The organism is Paenibacillus sp. EKM211P (genome assembly GCF_011066175.1).
In the GTDB taxonomy this organism is placed as follows: domain Bacteria; phylum Bacillota; class Bacilli; order Paenibacillales; family Paenibacillaceae; genus Paenibacillus; species Paenibacillus polymyxa.
Map to the genome: position 1 here is coordinate 529,318 of NZ_JAAMNS010000002.1, position 18,219 is coordinate 547,536.

General features: G+C 46.6%; 15 protein-coding genes. 2 read left to right on the forward strand and 13 right to left on the reverse strand.

The features are described from left to right. On the reverse strand, positions 1 to 324 hold the full coding sequence (locus G9G57_RS05375; protein WP_016818685.1) for a DUF3817 domain-containing protein: 324 nt from the start codon (positions 322 to 324) through the stop codon (positions 1 to 3). A 153-nt stretch (positions 325 to 477) separates the two neighbouring features. Here G9G57_RS05375 and G9G57_RS05380 point away from each other — a divergent pair, with 153 nt between their 5' ends. Next, positions 478 to 1,482 (forward strand): LLM class flavin-dependent oxidoreductase, encoded by a 1,005-nt coding sequence (locus G9G57_RS05380; protein WP_016818684.1) that lies wholly within the window; start codon positions 478 to 480, stop codon positions 1,480 to 1,482. 279 nt (positions 1,483 to 1,761) lie between these two features. On the opposite strand, the gene G9G57_RS05385 is transcribed toward G9G57_RS05380, so the two are convergent. From G9G57_RS05385 to G9G57_RS05400, 4 genes are all read right to left on the reverse strand, one after another. Then, positions 1,762 to 3,381, reverse strand: coding sequence for a cellulase family glycosylhydrolase (locus G9G57_RS05385; RefSeq protein WP_164964615.1), 1,620 nt, complete (start codon positions 3,379 to 3,381; stop codon positions 1,762 to 1,764). A gap of 441 nt (positions 3,382 to 3,822) precedes the next feature. Then, positions 3,823 to 4,074: a hypothetical protein gene (locus tag G9G57_RS05390; RefSeq protein ID WP_164964616.1), complete on the reverse strand. Its 252-nt coding sequence runs from the start codon at positions 4,072 to 4,074 to the stop codon at positions 3,823 to 3,825. Positions 4,075 to 4,238: 164 nt separating this feature from the next. Further along, positions 4,239 to 5,999, reverse strand: coding sequence for a dihydroxyacetone kinase subunit DhaK (dhaK, locus tag G9G57_RS05395; protein ID WP_164964617.1), 1,761 nt, complete (start codon positions 5,997 to 5,999; stop codon positions 4,239 to 4,241). A 1-nt stretch (position 6,000) separates the two neighbouring features. Next, positions 6,001 to 7,134 carry a glycerol dehydrogenase gene (locus tag G9G57_RS05400; RefSeq protein WP_016818681.1) on the reverse strand — a complete coding sequence of 378 codons (1,134 nt, stop codon included), beginning with the start codon at positions 7,132 to 7,134 and terminating at the stop codon, positions 6,001 to 6,003. Positions 7,135 to 7,323: 189 nt separating this feature from the next. Here G9G57_RS05400 and G9G57_RS05405 point away from each other — a divergent pair, with 189 nt between their 5' ends. After that, positions 7,324 to 8,355, forward strand: a complete 1,032-nt coding sequence (locus G9G57_RS05405) for a PocR ligand-binding domain-containing protein (RefSeq protein WP_019688274.1) — start codon at positions 7,324 to 7,326, stop codon at positions 8,353 to 8,355. A 145-nt stretch (positions 8,356 to 8,500) separates the two neighbouring features. Here G9G57_RS05405 and G9G57_RS05410 read toward each other — a convergent pair whose 3' ends face one another. From G9G57_RS05410 to G9G57_RS05445, 8 genes are all read right to left on the reverse strand, one after another. After that, complete coding sequence (locus G9G57_RS05410; protein WP_019688275.1) at positions 8,501 to 9,433, reverse strand: DUF2167 domain-containing protein; 933 nt, start codon at positions 9,431 to 9,433, stop codon at positions 8,501 to 8,503. Positions 9,434 to 10,012: 579 nt separating this feature from the next. Then, positions 10,013 to 10,789, reverse strand: coding sequence for a hypothetical protein (locus tag G9G57_RS05415; RefSeq protein WP_016818678.1), 777 nt, complete (start codon positions 10,787 to 10,789; stop codon positions 10,013 to 10,015). Positions 10,790 to 10,806: 17 nt separating this feature from the next. Further along, positions 10,807 to 10,962, reverse strand: a complete 156-nt coding sequence (locus G9G57_RS05420) for a hypothetical protein (protein ID WP_162835280.1) — start codon at positions 10,960 to 10,962, stop codon at positions 10,807 to 10,809. A 55-nt stretch (positions 10,963 to 11,017) separates the two neighbouring features. Continuing rightward, positions 11,018 to 11,530, reverse strand: a complete 513-nt coding sequence (locus G9G57_RS05425; RefSeq protein WP_164964618.1) for an RDD family protein — start codon at positions 11,528 to 11,530, stop codon at positions 11,018 to 11,020. 62 nt (positions 11,531 to 11,592) lie between these two features. Next, the gene (locus tag G9G57_RS05430) at positions 11,593 to 14,244 is read right to left on the reverse strand and encodes a molecular chaperone (RefSeq protein ID WP_164964619.1); all 2,652 of its coding nucleotides are present in this window, start codon (positions 14,242 to 14,244) and stop codon (positions 11,593 to 11,595) included. A 31-nt stretch (positions 14,245 to 14,275) separates the two neighbouring features. Then, positions 14,276 to 14,965, reverse strand: coding sequence for an iron-dependent peroxidase (locus G9G57_RS05435; RefSeq protein ID WP_164964620.1), 690 nt, complete (start codon positions 14,963 to 14,965; stop codon positions 14,276 to 14,278). Next, positions 14,962 to 16,281 (reverse strand): normocyte-binding protein, encoded by a 1,320-nt coding sequence (locus tag G9G57_RS05440; protein WP_151255632.1) that lies wholly within the window; start codon positions 16,279 to 16,281, stop codon positions 14,962 to 14,964. The genes G9G57_RS05435 and G9G57_RS05440 overlap by 4 nt, the downstream gene beginning before the upstream one ends. A 46-nt stretch (positions 16,282 to 16,327) precedes the next feature. After that, positions 16,328 to 18,205 carry a serine/threonine protein phosphatase gene (locus tag G9G57_RS05445; protein ID WP_164964621.1) on the reverse strand — a complete coding sequence of 626 codons (1,878 nt, stop codon included), beginning with the start codon at positions 18,203 to 18,205 and terminating at the stop codon, positions 16,328 to 16,330. Positions 18,206 to 18,219 lie beyond the last annotated feature (14 nt).

Consider the following 18,219-nt stretch of genomic DNA (forward strand, 5'->3'; position numbering starts at 1 on the left):
TTACGATGCAGTTCTCTGTTCTGCTGTCGAATCCCCTGTCCATTTTCGCACCCAAACAAAATCCATAATCATTAGACCAAACGGAATGAAGGATGCAAACATAATGAAAAGAGGCCGCCGTAAAGGCCAATGCAGTGCGGTTTTTCCATAGATTAAAGCGACGAGGAGCAACAGAAAGCTCACCCGGTATATGTTACCAATCACCATAACCGCCTGGGTCATGCCCGCAGCTTGCAGCGGCTGGTGGGTGAATAGTATCGCCAAATACGCTATGGCTTGAATCCAGAGCATGAGCCGGACACGCCCTAAAGGTGTTCTTAACACAAATGTAATCCCCTCTCCATGAGCAGAGATGTTCTCTCATCCCTTATGCATCCTTTATTATAACGAAAAGATGCCCAAACTCCAACCTATCCAGTTTTGAATTTTGACCAAATGGGTTGTGTTTGATACAGTTGTGTAAGAGGTGATTGTAAAATGCTTAAACTGGGTATACTGGACCAGTCTCATATTCCTGAAGGCGGTTCTGCTCAAGATGCATTGTCTAATACAACAGATTTAGCGCGTGAAGCTGATCAACTGGGGTACAGCCGTTATTGGGTATCCGAGCATCATGCGTCCAAAACACTAGCACACTCCAGTCCCGAGGTATTGATTGCCCATTTGGCTGCTCACACATCGCGGATTCGTGTGGGTTCAGGCGGCATTATGCTGCCACACTATAGCGCCTATAAAGTAGCTGAAAACTTCCGGTTACTGGAGGCGCTCCACCCTGGACGCATTGACTTGGGAATAGGACGTGCTCCAGGCGGCTTGCCGCTGGCTACTCGCGCATTGCAGGAAGGGAAATACCAAGCTGTCGAACAATATCCACAGCAGATTCTAGATTTAATCGACTATTTCCATGATTCGGTGCCTGACAATCATCGGTTTGCTGGCCTTCATGCCTCCCCGATGATATCAACCGTTCCTGAATTATGGTTGCTTGGCTCCAGCGGGGAGAGCGCCAGATTGGCCGCGATGATGGGTGCCTCCTACGCCTTTGCCCAATTTTTCGGTACTCCGGGCGGCGTAGAAGCTACCGCGCGTTACCACGAGCAATTCATGCCTTCGATTTTAGGAGATAAGCCTCACTCCATGGCGGCAGTTACGGTAGCCTGCGCTGAAACTGAAGAGGAAGCTGAGCAGCTGGCATCCAGTGCTAGTTTGTATTTCCTTTTACTCATGCAGGGTAAAGAAATGAATTCTCTTCCATCGGTGAAAACAGCCATGTCCTATCCCTATACAGAATTTGATCGTGAACGGCTGCGCCAATCTGCAGCATGGCGAGTTGTTGGTACTCCTGAGCAGTGCAAGGAACAGCTGCTAAGACTGGCTGAGCAGTATCGTACCGATGAATTACTGGTCGTTTCTTCCATTCATGACTTCAATAAACGTGTTCAGTCCTACCGTCTGCTGGCCAAAGCTTTTAATTTGGTATAAACACAGATGAACAGAGGCTCATTTTCATTAACATTAAAACCCCCGCCTGCCTATAAAGGCAACAGCGGGGGTTTGTTGTAATATAGATACCACAAAAGTCGAATGTCATATGGTACTTTAGTAGTATATCCATCGGAACTGAAGTATAAGTTGTTTACTTCTAAAGTTCCATCATCCATATACCAAAGGCGCATAAGCTATACTTCATTTCTTCAAAAGAGTGCAACCAAAAGTCCCATCTCTTTACTCACTCCAGCCAAGTTTGTCATGGCTGAATTTCTAGGGTTCTATACCCCATACCAGCTTACCTTGCTGATATACGGTGCCATGGTCCCAGTCTGCGAATGCTGTTTGGGTAGCACCATAGGAGTAATCGTTGGTCTCATCAAAGTTGCTCCAATTTGCAGCATGAATACGGGATTGAATTTCCCCGGTTTCGCCGCCGGGCTGAATCGTTCCTGCTCCATCTGTGAAAGAAATTTCTACATATTTATCTGCCTTGACCTTCGGCTTTGGCAATGTTACAAAAGTTGCTTTTACCTTTTCGTTGCCAATCTTGGCCCAGTCTACAAAAAACTGCTGAGCTTGTTTGCTCTCATCTGTATAATAGTAGCGAATTTTCAGATCACTCAGCTTCACAGCTGTTTTACCCGTATTTTTGATATTAAATTGAGGTCGGATCGCATTATCCTTGGCATTCGTATCATCGGTGCGATATTGAAGCATGATCCCTTCATTATTACCGCCTGGTGTACTTCCACTGTGATCGTTACCATTGTTTCCACCGCTATTTCCACCATCGTTACTACCGCCATTGTTGCCGTTTCCGCCGGTATTTCCGCCGTTGCTTCCTCCTCCACCATAACTGCTGGAGCCTTCCAGAATTGCCTGTTTTACGAATTTGCCGGAAGCTGTTAATTGTGAATCAGGCCATCCACCCTTGCGATCGGCACCAGGCAACAGCGCAGCCGAGGTCTCATTTTTGTCAGCAAGCGACCAATTGGCCCAACTGATTTTACGGCTAGCCAGAAAGTCAGTCCATACTTTGGATTCATTCAGGAAAGGGCCACCGTTACCCGAAGCGTCGCTTGTCCCCCACTCGGTAGCAAAAATGCCTACACCCTTGCTCAGTGCATAATCAACCCGATCGCGCAAATATTGTCCATGTGTTCCCGCATAGAAATGCACGGTATACATTGTATTTTTGTCTGGAAGTGGATGGTCTGCTGCATCATGTACATCCTGACTCCAGGTACCTGTTCCTACAATAATAATATTATCCGGGTCCTTAGCTCGAATAACCTGAGATACCTCGGATGCATAAGGTCGAATTTGATTGTTCCAGTTCACATTCCCATTCGGCTCATTAGCAAGTTCATAGATTACGTTAGGCAAATGACCATACTTAGTGGAAAATTCATTAAAGAAAGCTTTGGCTTCATTTTTATGAATGTTCGGATCGCCATCTGAGAGAATGTGCCAGTCAATAATGACGTACAGACCCAATTTCTGTGCTGCCTCAATGGCTTCCTTCACTTTATTTTTCAATGAAGGATTGGCAATATAACCGTTTTCTTCAGTGTATAACGCAACTCGAAACACGGAAATGCCCCAATCGTCCCGCAACCATTTCATAGTGTCCTGATTCACCAGATCTCCAAACCATTGGACGCCATGAGAACTAATGCCCTTGAGCTGTACAGGCTGTCCATTTTTATCCACCAGTTTACCGCTCTTTACTGAAAGTTGTCCGTAACGTTCCACAGGGGTCGTCCCGGCCGCCTCTGCTGTTGACGCATTCCAGTTAAACCCATTCGTTAACGTTAATAGCAACACTGCTGTTAGCAGTACTGCTACTCTTTTTGCGATCCTTGGCAGGATCCATTGCCTGTTCATCATTTACACATTCCTTCCTTTTAATAAAGTAGATGAGACTTATCAGTACGTTGTTCTCCGCTTTTTCGCCCCTTCCTTCATACAATAAAAGGATCAGGTCCAACATTCGATGTCACTTACCTGTATATGGATGTTACTACTATTATAGTTAGTTACATGTTACATTTCGACTTTATGCTAGAAAATGAATAAGAAGTCACGGTTTTGGGATATGTACCCCTTAGTTGGCTACTGTAGAGTACTGAAGGGACAAAAGTCTCATTTAGCTATTGAAAAATTTGGCCAATTTTGGCTGGTTAACAGGTTAAAAAGAGTCTCAATTGCAACTCTTTAACTTAAAAAAAGACTGCTTCCCGATGCCTAGGCTCGGTACAGCAGTCTTATCATGATCTTGTATATGATCGGATAATGTTAACAATATCGTCTTAACGTATGATGTCCTTATTACTCCTTAGCGGCAGCTTGAGGTTCTTGGGTTGCCTGATCTTCGTTCATATCGCCGCCATCCGTCGCTTGATCTGTCAGTACAGTCTCAGATGAGTTACCCATTACCTTGTCTATAAGTTGTAGCCAAGGTTCTTCACTGCCTCCACAACTCTCAATATCACCGAGCAGGGACTCTAGCGTGGTTCCTTCTTCTGGCAAATCAATAACTAAACTGTCTTCGTCAACTTGGATGGTGCAGCAGGTTTTCATTGTAAATCCCTCGCTTAATTCTTATTTGAGCATGCAAGTATGCTTGCTCAGATGGGATGAACTCCCACGGATCCAGGGATAAGCCTTTTGAATCCGTCTGAAATTATAAACCTAATGCATCCCAAATGCAATGAACAAACCTTGAATTTTTAAGAATTAGCGAATTAGTTCAAACATTCAGCAAGCTCCGTAAAAATCACTCCAAGCGCATAAGCCCCCGCGTCTGGATAACCAAGGCTTCTCTCTCCGACCGCTCCGGCACGTCCCATACGCGCCACGATGTTTTCTGTCTTTTTGGCCCCTAGGACAGCGGCTTGAGCACCTCGCACAAAGGCTTCCTTCACGTCAACATTTGATTTCGCGCTCTCTACCCAGCTATCCGCACATGGCACTAATGCATCAATAAGCGTTTTATCACCCACGACGGCTCCTCTACCGAAAGAACGTTCACCTGTCGATTGTATGCCTTGCACCGCAGCCTGCATCATATCTGCGAATTCGGCAATGGTCAGTTCGCTTCGTTCACCCGCAGATCGTGCTGCCGCGCGAAATGCTGAGCCCCAGATCGGACCCGAAGCCCCACCGCAGTATTCCATGATGACGAGCGAGCATGAATGGAGAAAGCTTCCCATCGTCAAGGAATCTTGGTTTAGGATGTCGCTCCATTCCCGTTTCAGCTGACGGAACCCCTTGGCAACACTCATGCCAAAGTCGCCATCGCCTGCATGAGAATCAAGATCGCAAAAAGGCACCTCATTCTTGATGATAACCTCACTCATTTTGTCAACCAGGTATATCAGATTGTTCAACGTAATCTTGTTATCCTCAATAACTGCAAAAGCAGGGGCAGTTTCCACCTCGAAAGATACTTGCCGATTTTCGTCTGCTACAGTTGATAGGTCTGTGAACACGACTTGATCAGCAGGTCCAGACACCTTGAACGCAGGCGTGTTGCTTTCATGGGAAAGTAAGGTTTGCAGTTCGTCGTCCAGCTTCATGATTGAAACTGAGATGCCCGCCATATCGATACTTGTCATATAATTGTTGACGAAAGATCGATTGATCTTGATTCCCTTCGCTGCTAGTTCGCGAGTGACCGCATAATTGAAAAGATACAGTTCTTGCAGAGGCGTACCGCCAAAACCATTGATCAGCAGTGCAATTTCTCCGCTGAATCCGTTTTCGATCTGCATGTCTCGAAGGAGGTCGGTTACCATTCTGCGTGCCAACGTATCCGCATCTGTCAGCTTCTCGCGTCTGATTCCAGGCTCGCCGTGAATGCCAACGCCGTATTCGATTTCATCAGGCCCGAGCTCAAACGTTGGCGAGCCCTTCGCCGGCACGGTGCACGACGTCAATGCAAATCCGATACTGCGTACATTCGCAGCGGCTTTCTCAGCCACTGCTTTGACTTCTGCCAAACTACGCCCCTCTTCTGCCGCTGCACCCGCGATCTTATGCACAAGTACCGTGCCCGCTACACCGCGCCGTCCGACTGTATATAGACTGTCTTCTACAGCGATGTCGTCTTCGACCTTTACGTAGTCCACTTCCAAACCATCTTCAGCAGCCAGATGAGCGCCGTTTCTAAAGTTCATGATATCGCCGCTGTAGTTTTTGATAATCAGCAGTGTGCCTTTTTTCCCAGCTGTTGCTCGGATGGCCTGATACACTTGAATTTGCGAAGGAGAGGCAAAAACATCACCGCAGACCGCCGCATCGAGCATCCCCTTACCGACAAAGCCGGCGTGAGCGGGCTCGTGTCCGCTGCCACCACCGCTGATGAGCGTTACTTTCTCCGTGTTCAGTTCCTTTTTCTTGAGCACTTTATATTTTGGTAGAAATTCCAACTCGGGATGCGCGAGCGCGATACCACTGCACATCTCAAGAACCAAATTTTCCGTACGGTTGATGACCTTTTTCATGCTATTTTACCTCCGCTTTGTACTGGCTGCCGATCCGGTCGGCCGCAGCAATTGCCGCTGCAACCTGCTCTACCGTGATCGGAAACGGCATGGCATGAATCGATTCCTCCTCAATGCAGGCTTTAGCAGCTACTTCCATGAGTTCTTCCTGGCTGATATGATCGACACCGATATCGGCCAAGCAGACCGGCAAACCGATGGTTAAACAGAAATCCAGTACCTGATGTAATTCTTCCGTCGGTGCGTTTTCGAGCACCAGCTGTGCGATCGTACCGAACGCGACTTTTTCTCCATGGTAATAGTGATGCGTGCCTTCCAGAATGGTGAGTCCATCATGAATCGCATGGGCCGCAGCAAGTCCGCCGCTTTCGAAGCCAAGACCTGAGAGTAAAATATTAGTTTCAATGATATTTTCGAGTGCTTGTGTAACATGATTTTCATCGCATGCCGCTTTTGCTTTGGCACCGTCTTTTAAGAGCATTTCATAGCATAACGTTGCAAGTGCCAACGCCGCATTCGTACCTACGGCTGGCGCACACTGTCCCTCGCGTACTCCATTAGGCAGTCCAGCGTTGACCCTGGAGTAAGAGCGAGAGGTCGCACGGGCTTCAAAGTATGTCGACAGTGCATCACCCATACCTGATACGAGGAATCGGGTTGGTGCATTGGCAATTACAGTGGTGTCGACTAATACGACACTCGGGCTTTGTTTAAAATAGGCGTAATCGTCGAATGCGCCTTCTGGAGTATAAAGAACGGCCGAGTGACTTGTCGGCGCATCCGTCGCAGCAATCGTAGGACAGATGATAAGCGCTTCCCCTTGTGCCACACATTTCGCCGCGTCAATCGCTTTGCCGCCGCCGAGACCAACGATGCAATCACATCCATTCGCAGTGGCGATTTCTTGGAGTCTAGACACTTCTTGTCTGGAGCACTCACCCATAAAACCGCTTTCAATAAAGGTTACGTTATACTTTTCCGTAGTGGAATCAAGCTTATCTTTCACCCGCTCCACATCGGCTGGATGCGCGATCAGTAAAGCAGATTTGCCAAAGGTACTCACATAGTAACCCAAATTCAACAATTCGTTTTCACCTTGTACATATTTGCTTGGGCTGATAAAAGCTTTTCTCATCTATAATTCCTCCCTTTAATGGTGTTGGTTTCGTTCTGATTAAAACTATAAACGAACCATGTGAACTTTACATTGGAGGAATCAAGGAATATATTATAATTTGCAATCGTATTTTTTTGCACTGAAGCATGTAAATTGTACTTTTTTGTTGTTGCTTACAGGATAATTTACCATTAAGGGATGAGAATCTTGATACGTGAACATTTGAGCATCCAGAAAATCTTTGATTTGGAAAAGTGGGAGCAGTTGCAGGATTCATTAGCATCCGTTACCAAATTAGCCATTCTCACCGTCGATTATAGAGGGAATCCCGTAACTAGTCACAGCCAATGTCAATCGTTCTGCAAGAAGGTTCGCCAAGATGAGAATCTCCTTCCCTACTGCCAGAAATGTGACTCTCGTGGTGGACTTGAAGCGGTGCGTTCCAACAAACCTTATATTTATCTCTGTCATTATGACATCGTTGACATCGCGGTACCAATCATTATCGACGATAAGTACATTGGCGCCGTCATGGCAGGTCAGGTTCGCCTAGCCGATCCTTCGAACGCTTTACAGCTGGAACAAATCCTCACATCAAAAAATGAAAAACTGTACAGCTCCAAATGGGAGGAACTTAAAGACTACTATGCCGATCTGCCGACGATGACCTATCAGGAAATTCAGATGATCTCCAACATGTTATCCTTATTGTGTAATTATATTGTTGAAGAAGCAATGAACAAAAATCTTCTCGCGGAAATGTTCGAAAAGGCTTCGGCCATACAGTCCAGTCCGCAATTGTCTGATATCCTTCCTGGCTACTCGCTGAAGCATATCGAAAGCCTTAAGAAAGAAATGAATAATTTCTTAGCAGATGCCTATCTGAACTCCTCAGGGGATGAGGATATTCCGTGCGGAAATCCTGTACTCAAACCCGCCTTTGAATATATTTATGAGCACAAAGGTGAAACTTTCTCTCTAAAAGCCATGGCTGACTTGTGTCACATTAGTCCGAGTTATTTTAGTCGGCTGTTTGCGAAGGAAACGGGTGAGAACTTTTCCAGCTATCTTGCCCGCTTAAAGATGAAATGGGCGAAGCAGCTGCTCGAAGCTACAGATATCCCTGTATCCCAGATCAGTAGTGAGCTCGGCTTTAATGAGCCAGGGTATTTTATTAAAATATTCAAAAAATATGAAGGCACAACACCCGCGGTATACCGAAAGTATTACAAGGGATAAATATAAAAAACAGATGATTCATGGGTCTATCATTACCATGATCATCTGTTCATAATGTTCTTGCCCATGCTACCTCTTCAGTGTGTACTGATCAGGCTGCCTGACCTTTTTGTTAGTAATTATATTATGGCGTGTTTCTTTAGAGCTACTGTAATGTTTCTGACTGATCCTGAGCATTCGTTTCATTGTGCATAGATTCTGACTTTTTCTTGCGAAATAATTTGGCAAAAAACTTGCCTATCACACCAAACACACCTACACAAGCAGCACCAATGAGGACAAGCACCTTAACTCCCGCGCCCTTAATAAAAGCAAGGATTAATGCCAACAAACCTACCTTTTTAGCTACTGCCAAGCCGGCCCCTCCCAAAATCAGTCCGGTCAGGCCATATTCAGAAATTTTGTCCGTTGAAGCATTAAAATCTTCGTATCGCTCACCTGATTTGACTGTCAGCTTGGGTAATATTTTCTCATTCAAGAACTTCTTATCCGCGTCCAAATGTGCAGGATCGGACACTAATATGGCAGAGATATAACCCTGACGAGTGAGCACACGAACATTATAATTAATCAGCTTTTCCTTGTTCCCATCCTCCGCCAGCATAGACCAGGTTAAATTATGGGTCGTTTCATTATAAAAAGGCTCCACATCCCAGCCTGTAACATACAGGCGATCACTTTCCGCTTTTTCCTTGTTACTCTCTTCCGTACCCTCTTTATAACTATCTAGAATGGCATCTGCATCGATGTCTTCTTTTTCATCATCCTTGATATGTCCAAGTTCATAGTATTCAAAAACAACTTCCCAATTTTGATTTTCATCCTTCGGAAATATACTCCCAATTTCCTTGCCAGATGGCTTTTCGTGATTCATCTCGCTTACCTTCGCAGTGTTAGCCGCATCCAAAAAAAGAAGAGATGAGTCTAAATCAACCGCAGCTACATTTCCCAGGTCTACCTTTCGGCCACCCTCAATCCATTTTAACTGTTCACTGGATGAAGCCCATGCATTTCCTCCACTGAGTAGCACCAGACTAAGCGCCAACAGCGCTCCCAAAATCGTTTGGCCCCATCTCATTTTGTGGTTACATCTGTTATCTAGTCTCTTATTCAAAACTCATTACCCCTTTATAAATTCCAATATCTCCCGTGTTCCCAACCATATTAGCCACTGCTTTATATTTTGTCAATTCACCGTAGCAAAGGGTGTTTCCACGACTTAATACTCATTTTTATACATATGTATGCAAATTTTCTACTCTAATCGGACTGGTTTTACAAGGTATGGAGGAGCGATATAAAAAGACTCATCATGGACAAGCACAATTGCGCAATCGCTGCAACTTATCCGTTCAAGTCTCTCTCACTTATAATTTCTTAAAAGACGTATTCCTTGATATGACAACTTTGTTGACCTCAAGCTTAGTCTCAAGCACATCCATCTAGTCTATAAAATGTCGAATTTCAGCAGATTAAGGAATGCATACTTCACCAAACAAGCGACTATAGTCTTAGTGACTTTATGCCTGTTTTTTATACATATGTCATCTTTTTTATTTTAAAAAATGTATAGGCTTACACCGGATTGATTTAACAAATGCTGGAGCACAGAAGTAAAGATAGAGGGGATGAACACTCCACTCCTCTATCTGATGTTCTAATCCACAATCATCCGTCCAGCACCACCACCCTGCCAGCGGCCTGTTGTGCGCTTCCCCCGTCCGGCTCCTTCCAAAATCAGCACTAGCTGCCTATGGAGCTGAGCATGTGAATATTCCTTATATTCCACACCACTTCGGTTTGCAATATAATGCTGGATAGATTCTCTGTCTACAGCCTCCAGGTTCAGGCACATCATAGCAAACATACAATCCATCGGATCGGTTGTACCGCTTTTGAGCAGCTCGGATGCAAAATAGCGCAGCGTTTCTGGGCGCAACGTACTTTGATACAACCCCGCAAACGGGACATGAATATCACTCCATGTATTGAACTCAGTAGCCATATCGGCAAAATCCTGATAATTGGAGCGAAGCACGGCTCCATCTTTGAGTTTGAATCGGCCCAACTCCAGTTCATCCAATCCGATCTCAGCCTCGGCCTCTAGCACAATATCTGCATGATGCACGGTGAAATCCGGGCGATCGGTTTGTTCCAAAAAGAGCAGCTTCAACACCGATAGCCGCCCCGTAGCCACATATGAAACTTCCTGCTCTTGCTCCAGCAGGTATAATCTATTTTTATGCTTTACAATGCCTCTGCCTACGGTCAGCGCATGTTCCCCGACGGTCACATTCATTCCGGTAATAATACCATCCGAATAATCCTGATACCGGATATCCAGAAAGCTACGGGGGTAATCCCGCAGATTTTCCAGCATCTCGGTTTTGAGAATGCGACCTTTTTCAAACTTTGGAACGATATGCGTTAACATGGGGTTTCCTCCTTTCTCTATTCTTCTTTATTTAAGGGAACAGATAGCCGATTCACACCAGGCGCAGGAGGCGGAACAATAACTCCATCATCGGTGGTGGGTGGAGCTTTACTTACTCCAAGTAATCCAATAAATAGGCGAAAATTCTTTTCTATACATCTGCGTATATCCATCGTGCTCCCCCCGATTGAAGACTGAGGTTTAATCTCAGAGTTTATTGATCTACCTTTACATCCCGGCTCCGCGCCCAGCCTGCTCGCGCAGTATATAATTCAGCTCGCGCTTGTCCACAACATAGGTACGTGCAATCAGATCGTGAAGAGCCTGTTTTCTAGCTGTAAAGCCTGCCATGATAAAACCGATCCACAAAATGATACTCGATACAATTTTACTCCAGTAGCGGGCAGTCGCACGTCCAAAGCTCAGCTTTTGGTTAAATTCATCTACTACAACGATACCAAGAGCCAGCTTGCCCACCGTAGCTCTGCATTTGGACGATTCCATGATCGCAAAATACAACCATGAAGCCCCCAAATTCATCAAAGTTTGTCCTAATAATTGCATAGTAAAAATAGCAGTCGGCCCGTCTGTCAGCATAGAGGTTTCTGCCGGAGATGGCACCCAATCTCCAATGGCCTGAATGATGATCCAGACCAGTCCGATGATCATAAATACAAATCCTAAAATAAGGCTGTCAATGATATAGGCCAAAGTTCGTTTCCAAAAACCTGCATACAGCATGTTATTCCCTCCATGTGTTGTGTGCTTTTCTGATTTCTGCATTTTGCAAAATCCTTAATTTATTATTTCGTGCCGTCAAAGAAATCCAGCTCGGAGAGATCATTTTCGAAGGCATAAAAGCGCTTCGGACCCAGATACAGCAATTCATCACGGCGAGTAATCGGTACGACGTAAAAGCCCCAACGACTATCCCCGACAAAAACAAAATATTTCGTCTCCTCATTGCGAATGGAGTCCGTATCATCCTGTGGAATATCCTGCCCGTACAGCACAGCAATTTCCTCATACGGCATGGGTTCAAAGGCATCTGGCCGACTGCGGTACACATGACGCTGACGCACCTTGCCCCCGTTGGCCGTCAGGAAGAATTCCACTTCAACCGCTTGAGACGGCCGGGAAATAGAACCGCGTACCCGGTTGCTTTCCAAACTCGCAATCAGCTCCTTCTCACGCCCCGTATGCGTCCATGCGCTGACCGTATACGGAATCGCTGGAATATGATTGGTAATGACAGGCTCAATGGTTCCCATTTTTTTAGCGTTCAGGTAACGAATAGCCCCGCGCAGACAGGCCATTTTCAACTCAGGTACTCGGCTCAGGTCTTCTGCCTTTTGTCGAAACTCAATACTGCGCCCTGGTACAAATTCCTTGAGTGCTTCGCGGAACACGTCAATCCGGCAGGACTGCCCGGTTAGCTTGATAATCGAATAATCCTGCAAGCGTCCCTCCAAATAAAAATCATCCAGAAACTTGCGCACAATATTGTAGATATCTGCCTTAAGTAGCTGCTGTACTTCACGAATATTAAACACTACATCAGGTAGACCATATTCATCACGGAACCGTCCATTCTCAATGACCGAAACCAGCCAACGATCCATTACGGCAATGTTCAGGTCGCTTTCAGCAGATAATACCTGCTCGGATTCAAAGCGGCTGCGCAATATCCCCGTACGTAGAAAAAATTCCTTTTTCATATTTTCTGCCGCACTCCACAGCAGATGAAAATTACTCAGTACCCGTTGATATTCATCCCGTGTAGCATGCTCATACCGTTTGAACGCGGTAGGCAAGATCGCCTCTGCCTCACGATACCGTTCCTCCAGCCCTGCGTATACAGCATCTACCCCAAACTCATCCACATGACGGTACAAATCTCCCGAAGGAATGCCGATCAGAGCATCAATATCAGTGTCAGGCAAACGCGTCTCAGCAGCATAATAACCTGCAAATACAATTTTCATAAACTGCATAATCCGATACGTCAGATTATTTCCACCAAAATTGGTATCCCCATTCTCATACGTTGTGTGAATATCCAGCTTGTAAGCAATACGTCCATCTTCAATCCGGAAGCGGCAGGAAGACAAATCTGTCGTGCCCCCACCACAATCAATGACAAGTGCCTGATACTCCTCACCGTCTGCAAAAGTTCCTCGTTCCATCTGGTCTGCCAACGTGTTGTACAGCACTGCCAGCCCTTCATCCAGCGCATCCTCCGCTTCAATCCGATAATCAGGCAAAATATCGCTAAACATCTCAATAAATTGGGGCTGCAGCTTGACAGGAGCAGAAAAGTGTAAATTGCGAAACCGACACTTAAATTGCTGCTCGGCTGTAGCAATCACATAACGGATAAACGCCGCTAAAATATCGCTGCGGGAAGCGGTTGCTGTATTCCCCTCAGAATCCATTAATTCTTCGATTCGCTTATAGTCATTGACCCAACGTTTAATCCCCCGCAATACCGTAGCACGGCTGCCTGCCACATCACTTCCACGTAGTGCCTCCTCCCCAAATACATAAACGATATGCTCGGGATTGGAGCAGTCCGCGACGCGAATGGCGGTCGGCAGCACTTCGATCCAGTCGCCTTCCGTACCTTCTGGACCAGGGAATGACACATAATTGATAGCGTCCAGCCTTACTGTGCTGCTCATCCCTGTATCAGGGGCCGTAACGTAGGAACTATCCAAATAAGCACCTGCCGTGGTGTTCGAGGTGCCAAAATCAATCGCCAGTACCGCATCGGTTGTTTCCGTGCCCCGAATGATCAGCTCTGCCACCGGGATTCGATGACCCTGAAGTTTCAGCGGTAGCATCGGCTTATCTCCATAGTAGAGGTTATAAAAATATTCTGACTCCTGACTTCGCAGAAACAGCAAGCTATAGCTATGATTAGATGTCTCTCGCAGTTCAGCATCGCGGTGACGAGAAAGATAATATACGCCTGTTCGTCCCTCATCCTTCACCAAATTTAAAACACCACATAATTCCCCTGTCGCATTCACCAGCAGCACATTAGATGAGCTAAGCCAAGGCAAATCGGATTCGATCCGATAGTTGTCCATGCGACCTGTGCGCACCCCCTGATACAGCGTGATTTTGGCGGGAGCCCGAATACCGCCACTCTCCTGCGGACGGTCATTCCAGTTGCGCTGTAGTGCCGATTGCATACGTTCAAAACCGTCAGGATTGGGTCTGGTAATGAGTAGATGCTCCTCCGCGCTTCGAAATCGCAAGATTACGCGAATCAATTCTTCACGTGCCAGACGATTCGCAAAGCCCTCGACCAGTCGCTCTTTATCACATATCCCGCGCAACTGAAAGGTCGTCATTTGCTCCAATTCCGCCTGCGTGTATTTAGTCGTGAAACGAGCGCTTTTTCGATCGGTGAGCGGGTCTAGCAACCTGTATGTATAGGGTCCGTTCATCGTTCACATGTCCTTTCTTAGCCATTTAGCCTTAATAGAGGGCGATAGCGTCAATTTTCATCGTAGGGTCTTCCTCCAAAATGCCGAAATGACTGGTCCAATACAATTCCGTCGTAAACCGTGCTGGAAGAAACAAATCGAGAATCAAATCCACTTTGATTCGTGAGAGCATCGTCTCCTCCTGGCCAATATATATGAGTAGTTCGTCTTTTTCCTCACAGTTGGTGTAAATGATCGAGCGATGGAAGACGCGACGCATCGTTTGTTTTAGCAGATGTACGGCTTCCCCCGTCTCATACAGGCGCAGCAGGCCTTCAGCAATCGCGTCCTGTTCCTCACGGTTTAATTGTCCAATGGCTTCCTTTACCTTCGGGCCAAAGATGCCATCCGCAATATCACGCTGAACAAACCTTATATGATACTCTCGCCGATTCATGCCTTGATACAAATCGATCTCCGCCAGAAAATGCATCATAATATCAAATAGCGATTCTCTCAGCTCCAGATCCTCTGCTACATCCGGTGGAAACAGATCCCGAAAAATAGAATAAAAGCGGTAGTACGGATTAATCTCCACTACCTGCTCCAAATGGGACGTATTCAGCTCAGCCAAGCTAAGCTCCATATACGGAGAATAGCTGACAGCGGGTACTAAGCGGAATTTATCTACATCCAGCCCCTGTTTCCTTGCGCGCATGAGCAAATCCCAAACGTAATTCACACCCATTCTCCTTCACACTTGTACTCTGGAAAATACATCTGCACTTCCGACACCAAAAAGCTCATTAAATCGGACAAAATGTAAGCAGGTGCGGTTGGCAAAACATCCTCAGAACCACGTCTGAACCCCAATCGCATGATCTGCTTGCCATCCTCTGTCCGTACATTATCGCTGACAAACGGATTTAACGGATACGTCTGAGTTTTGGTTACAAGGTTGCTTATATCATTTCTCCCTGCACCTCCCCAGATGTCCACACGCTCTAGCTCTAGCCCCTGTGCCGCTTCAAACGAATTGACGATGCGCGTGATCTCTGCTTTAGCCCGGACAATCACGGCCTGTTTTCCTGCATAGCGACCCAAAAAGCTGTCCTGCCGCCGATTAGACAATACCGGAAAAGTCTGACGACTAAGCTTGGTTGTAACTGGTTTCGTAACCTTCATCACATTCCATTCGCCAGATTTATCACGTGGTGTGACAATCGTCAGTTCCTCTTCTGTCCGCTTGATATAGCGGATATCACTTTCAGTCCCGTCAATCAGGTAACCATGCTCTGATCCTGTTTTACGCAAAGGCAGCACATGCTCGTAGTTCACACGATCTATAGCTGGTATAGGAAAACCGCTGTTCTTTAGAGCCAGTCTTTCAATGTTCCACAGCGGAAAAACATCGGCTTTCTTATAAACGTCGAATTCCTCCAACGAAATCGAGATTTCATGGATTTCTTCATGAGCGGCCGGCTCGCCGTCCCCACCAATCAATACACAGTCCACAAATTTATAAGCGTATGGATGATTAATCGTTTTCCACGGCATACCATTTTGCATAAATGTATGATACAACTGCTCAATCTCCAACATATAAGATCGGTTATGCTCCAGACGAAAACGAATCGGGTAATTTGCAGTTTCCGTGACCAGCATTCCTAAGAAAATTCGTTTGCTGCGTACCAGTGCCGAGATTTGTTCGGTCTCCATTTCGAGAAAAAGCGTAAATAGCGGCATCTCCCCGCCTTCGCGCACCACCTCTGCCACACGACTGATGTCTACCTGTTTTTCTACTGCATCGGAGGGCAACACAGGATATAAAAATTCATGAATCGGGTCATAGTCCTCACGCGATGTCAATGACACATACACATCAAACTTTTCTTCTGTATTCTCAATTTCCTCAAATACCCGCCGTTCTAGCTGGCGGGTCATTTCTTCCTGATATTCGACGAGGTTCATAAATACCCCCGCCATCATATTTTTCAGTAAACGTCTCTGCTCTAAATCGTCCATCTTGCTCAAACGATCTTGTACCAGCTCTTTCACGACGTCTCACTCCTTTCCGGCTCCAGCATTCAATGAACATAAAAACTTATTTCCCGTTCGCAGCAGCCTGATCTTGACTCTCTGAATTCGACGCCCCGGCTGCTTTAGAAGCAGAATCAGCAGTTCCTTGCTCTTTGCTGGTGTCCGCCTTGGTCGAAGCGGCATTGCCATCCCCCGTACCACCGCTTTTTGCAGTCGGAGAGGCTTCCCTCTTCGCGGGCGTAGCACCCGCTGAAGCCGTCGGCGCAGCCTTCGCTTGCGATGCTGTGGCAGAGGTTGCCGCAGCGGAAGATGAAGCTTCACTCGCTGCGTCTCCAGCATCTGTGTCGTTCAACACTCCGTCAGACAATCCCAATCCAGCAGGAAGCTGTCCATTTTGCTGCTGCTCCGCGCTCTGCTTTTCCTCCGCCTTGGCTATGCTCCGCTCCAGAGCCAGAACACTTTCGAGCTTATCAATCTCCTGATAGATCTCCTGTGCTCCGCTATAAGCATCAATGGCCCCTTCATAATCGAGATCTTTCATCAGCCGATCCCCTTTGGCCTGAAGCTTGCCAGCTTGAATCTCCTTGAGCTGCTGCTGAATAGCTGTCAATTTATCATTGGTCTCTGTAATCTTCTTCTCCAGCTCTTTTTGCGCGGACGTATAGCCGGATTCCATCGCAGCCTTATTTGCTTTTTTGTACAGCTTGAGTGCATTTGTGTAATCGCCACCCTGGAATTTTAAATCTCCGTCCTTCATCCAGCTCGCCGTCTCGGCATAGCTGTCCAGTTGGTCGATTTTATGCTCAATGTCCTTCACATTAAATGGTGGATATAGCCCGGCGCTTTTCCGTGCTTTATCGTAGCTGGCTTCAGCTTTGGTAAAATCGGCCTTTTCCACATAGCCGTCTCCGTCGACCATCAATTGAGATACTTTCTGCTCTGCCGTGTACAACCGCTTGTGAATTTTATCATTAATCTTAACTGCCGCGTTTTTCGCTTCGCTGTAGGATTTGAGCGCTTTTGCATAATCGCCAGCTCTTGCATAATCATCCGCGGCCTGAGCCGATTCGATCATCGTTTCCAGCGCAGCCGCTTTGTTCGCAGCCATACGCGCCAGTGTAATCCATGCTCCCCCGCCCACGATTACAAAGGCGAGCAACGCAATCAAGATCCGTTTGATCAGCTTACGACGGTTTTTAGGCTTTTCCTGGAAAACTTTGTTTACATAAATGGCGGCAGCCGTGTAATTATTCACCGTCCGGCGCTGTTTGCTCAGCAGGACCTCTTCCAACGTATCCGTCAGCATATCCGGGTCCTTCGCTTCCTCCAGCGCACCCAGCATTTCTGCCAGTTCAACGTCCTCCCACATCCCAGATGTAGCGAGCAGCATGACATCTCCATCTGCAAGCTGTGTCTTTTTGGCGTAATGGGCATGAACCCCATTCGGATTCCCCAAGTATTCCAGCAGATTCCCCCGTTCCTCGTGTGTACTGGTCGCTTCGTCTGGAATACGACCATCATCTGCCAGTGACTGAGCCAGGCTATGATCCTTACTGCGAAAATTAAGCCTTCCATTGCGAAAATGATATAGCCGCACATTACCGCACGAAACGTACACCATTTTGTTGTAGTTGGTCACTACCATCAGTAGACTGGCCTTAAGCCGGACACGACGGCTTTCAAATTGCAGCCATTCCTGCGCTTCACGCAGATCTCTCATCAAACGCCGCTTGGACATGGAAGGCTTCTCCATAAAGTTTTCAAGCACCGTTTTGACTACCATTTCTGCGCTGCGCAGCTCCTGATCCGAATCCAGACCATCTGCGAGGACATAACAGGCCATGTCGTCCGTCTCCATGAATGCAAAATAGTCCCGGTTATCTATATAAGAGCCCGCTTCCGACACAAAGGCGGTACTAAAATCGCTGTTGTCCTTGCGCATCGCTACCCCCGTCT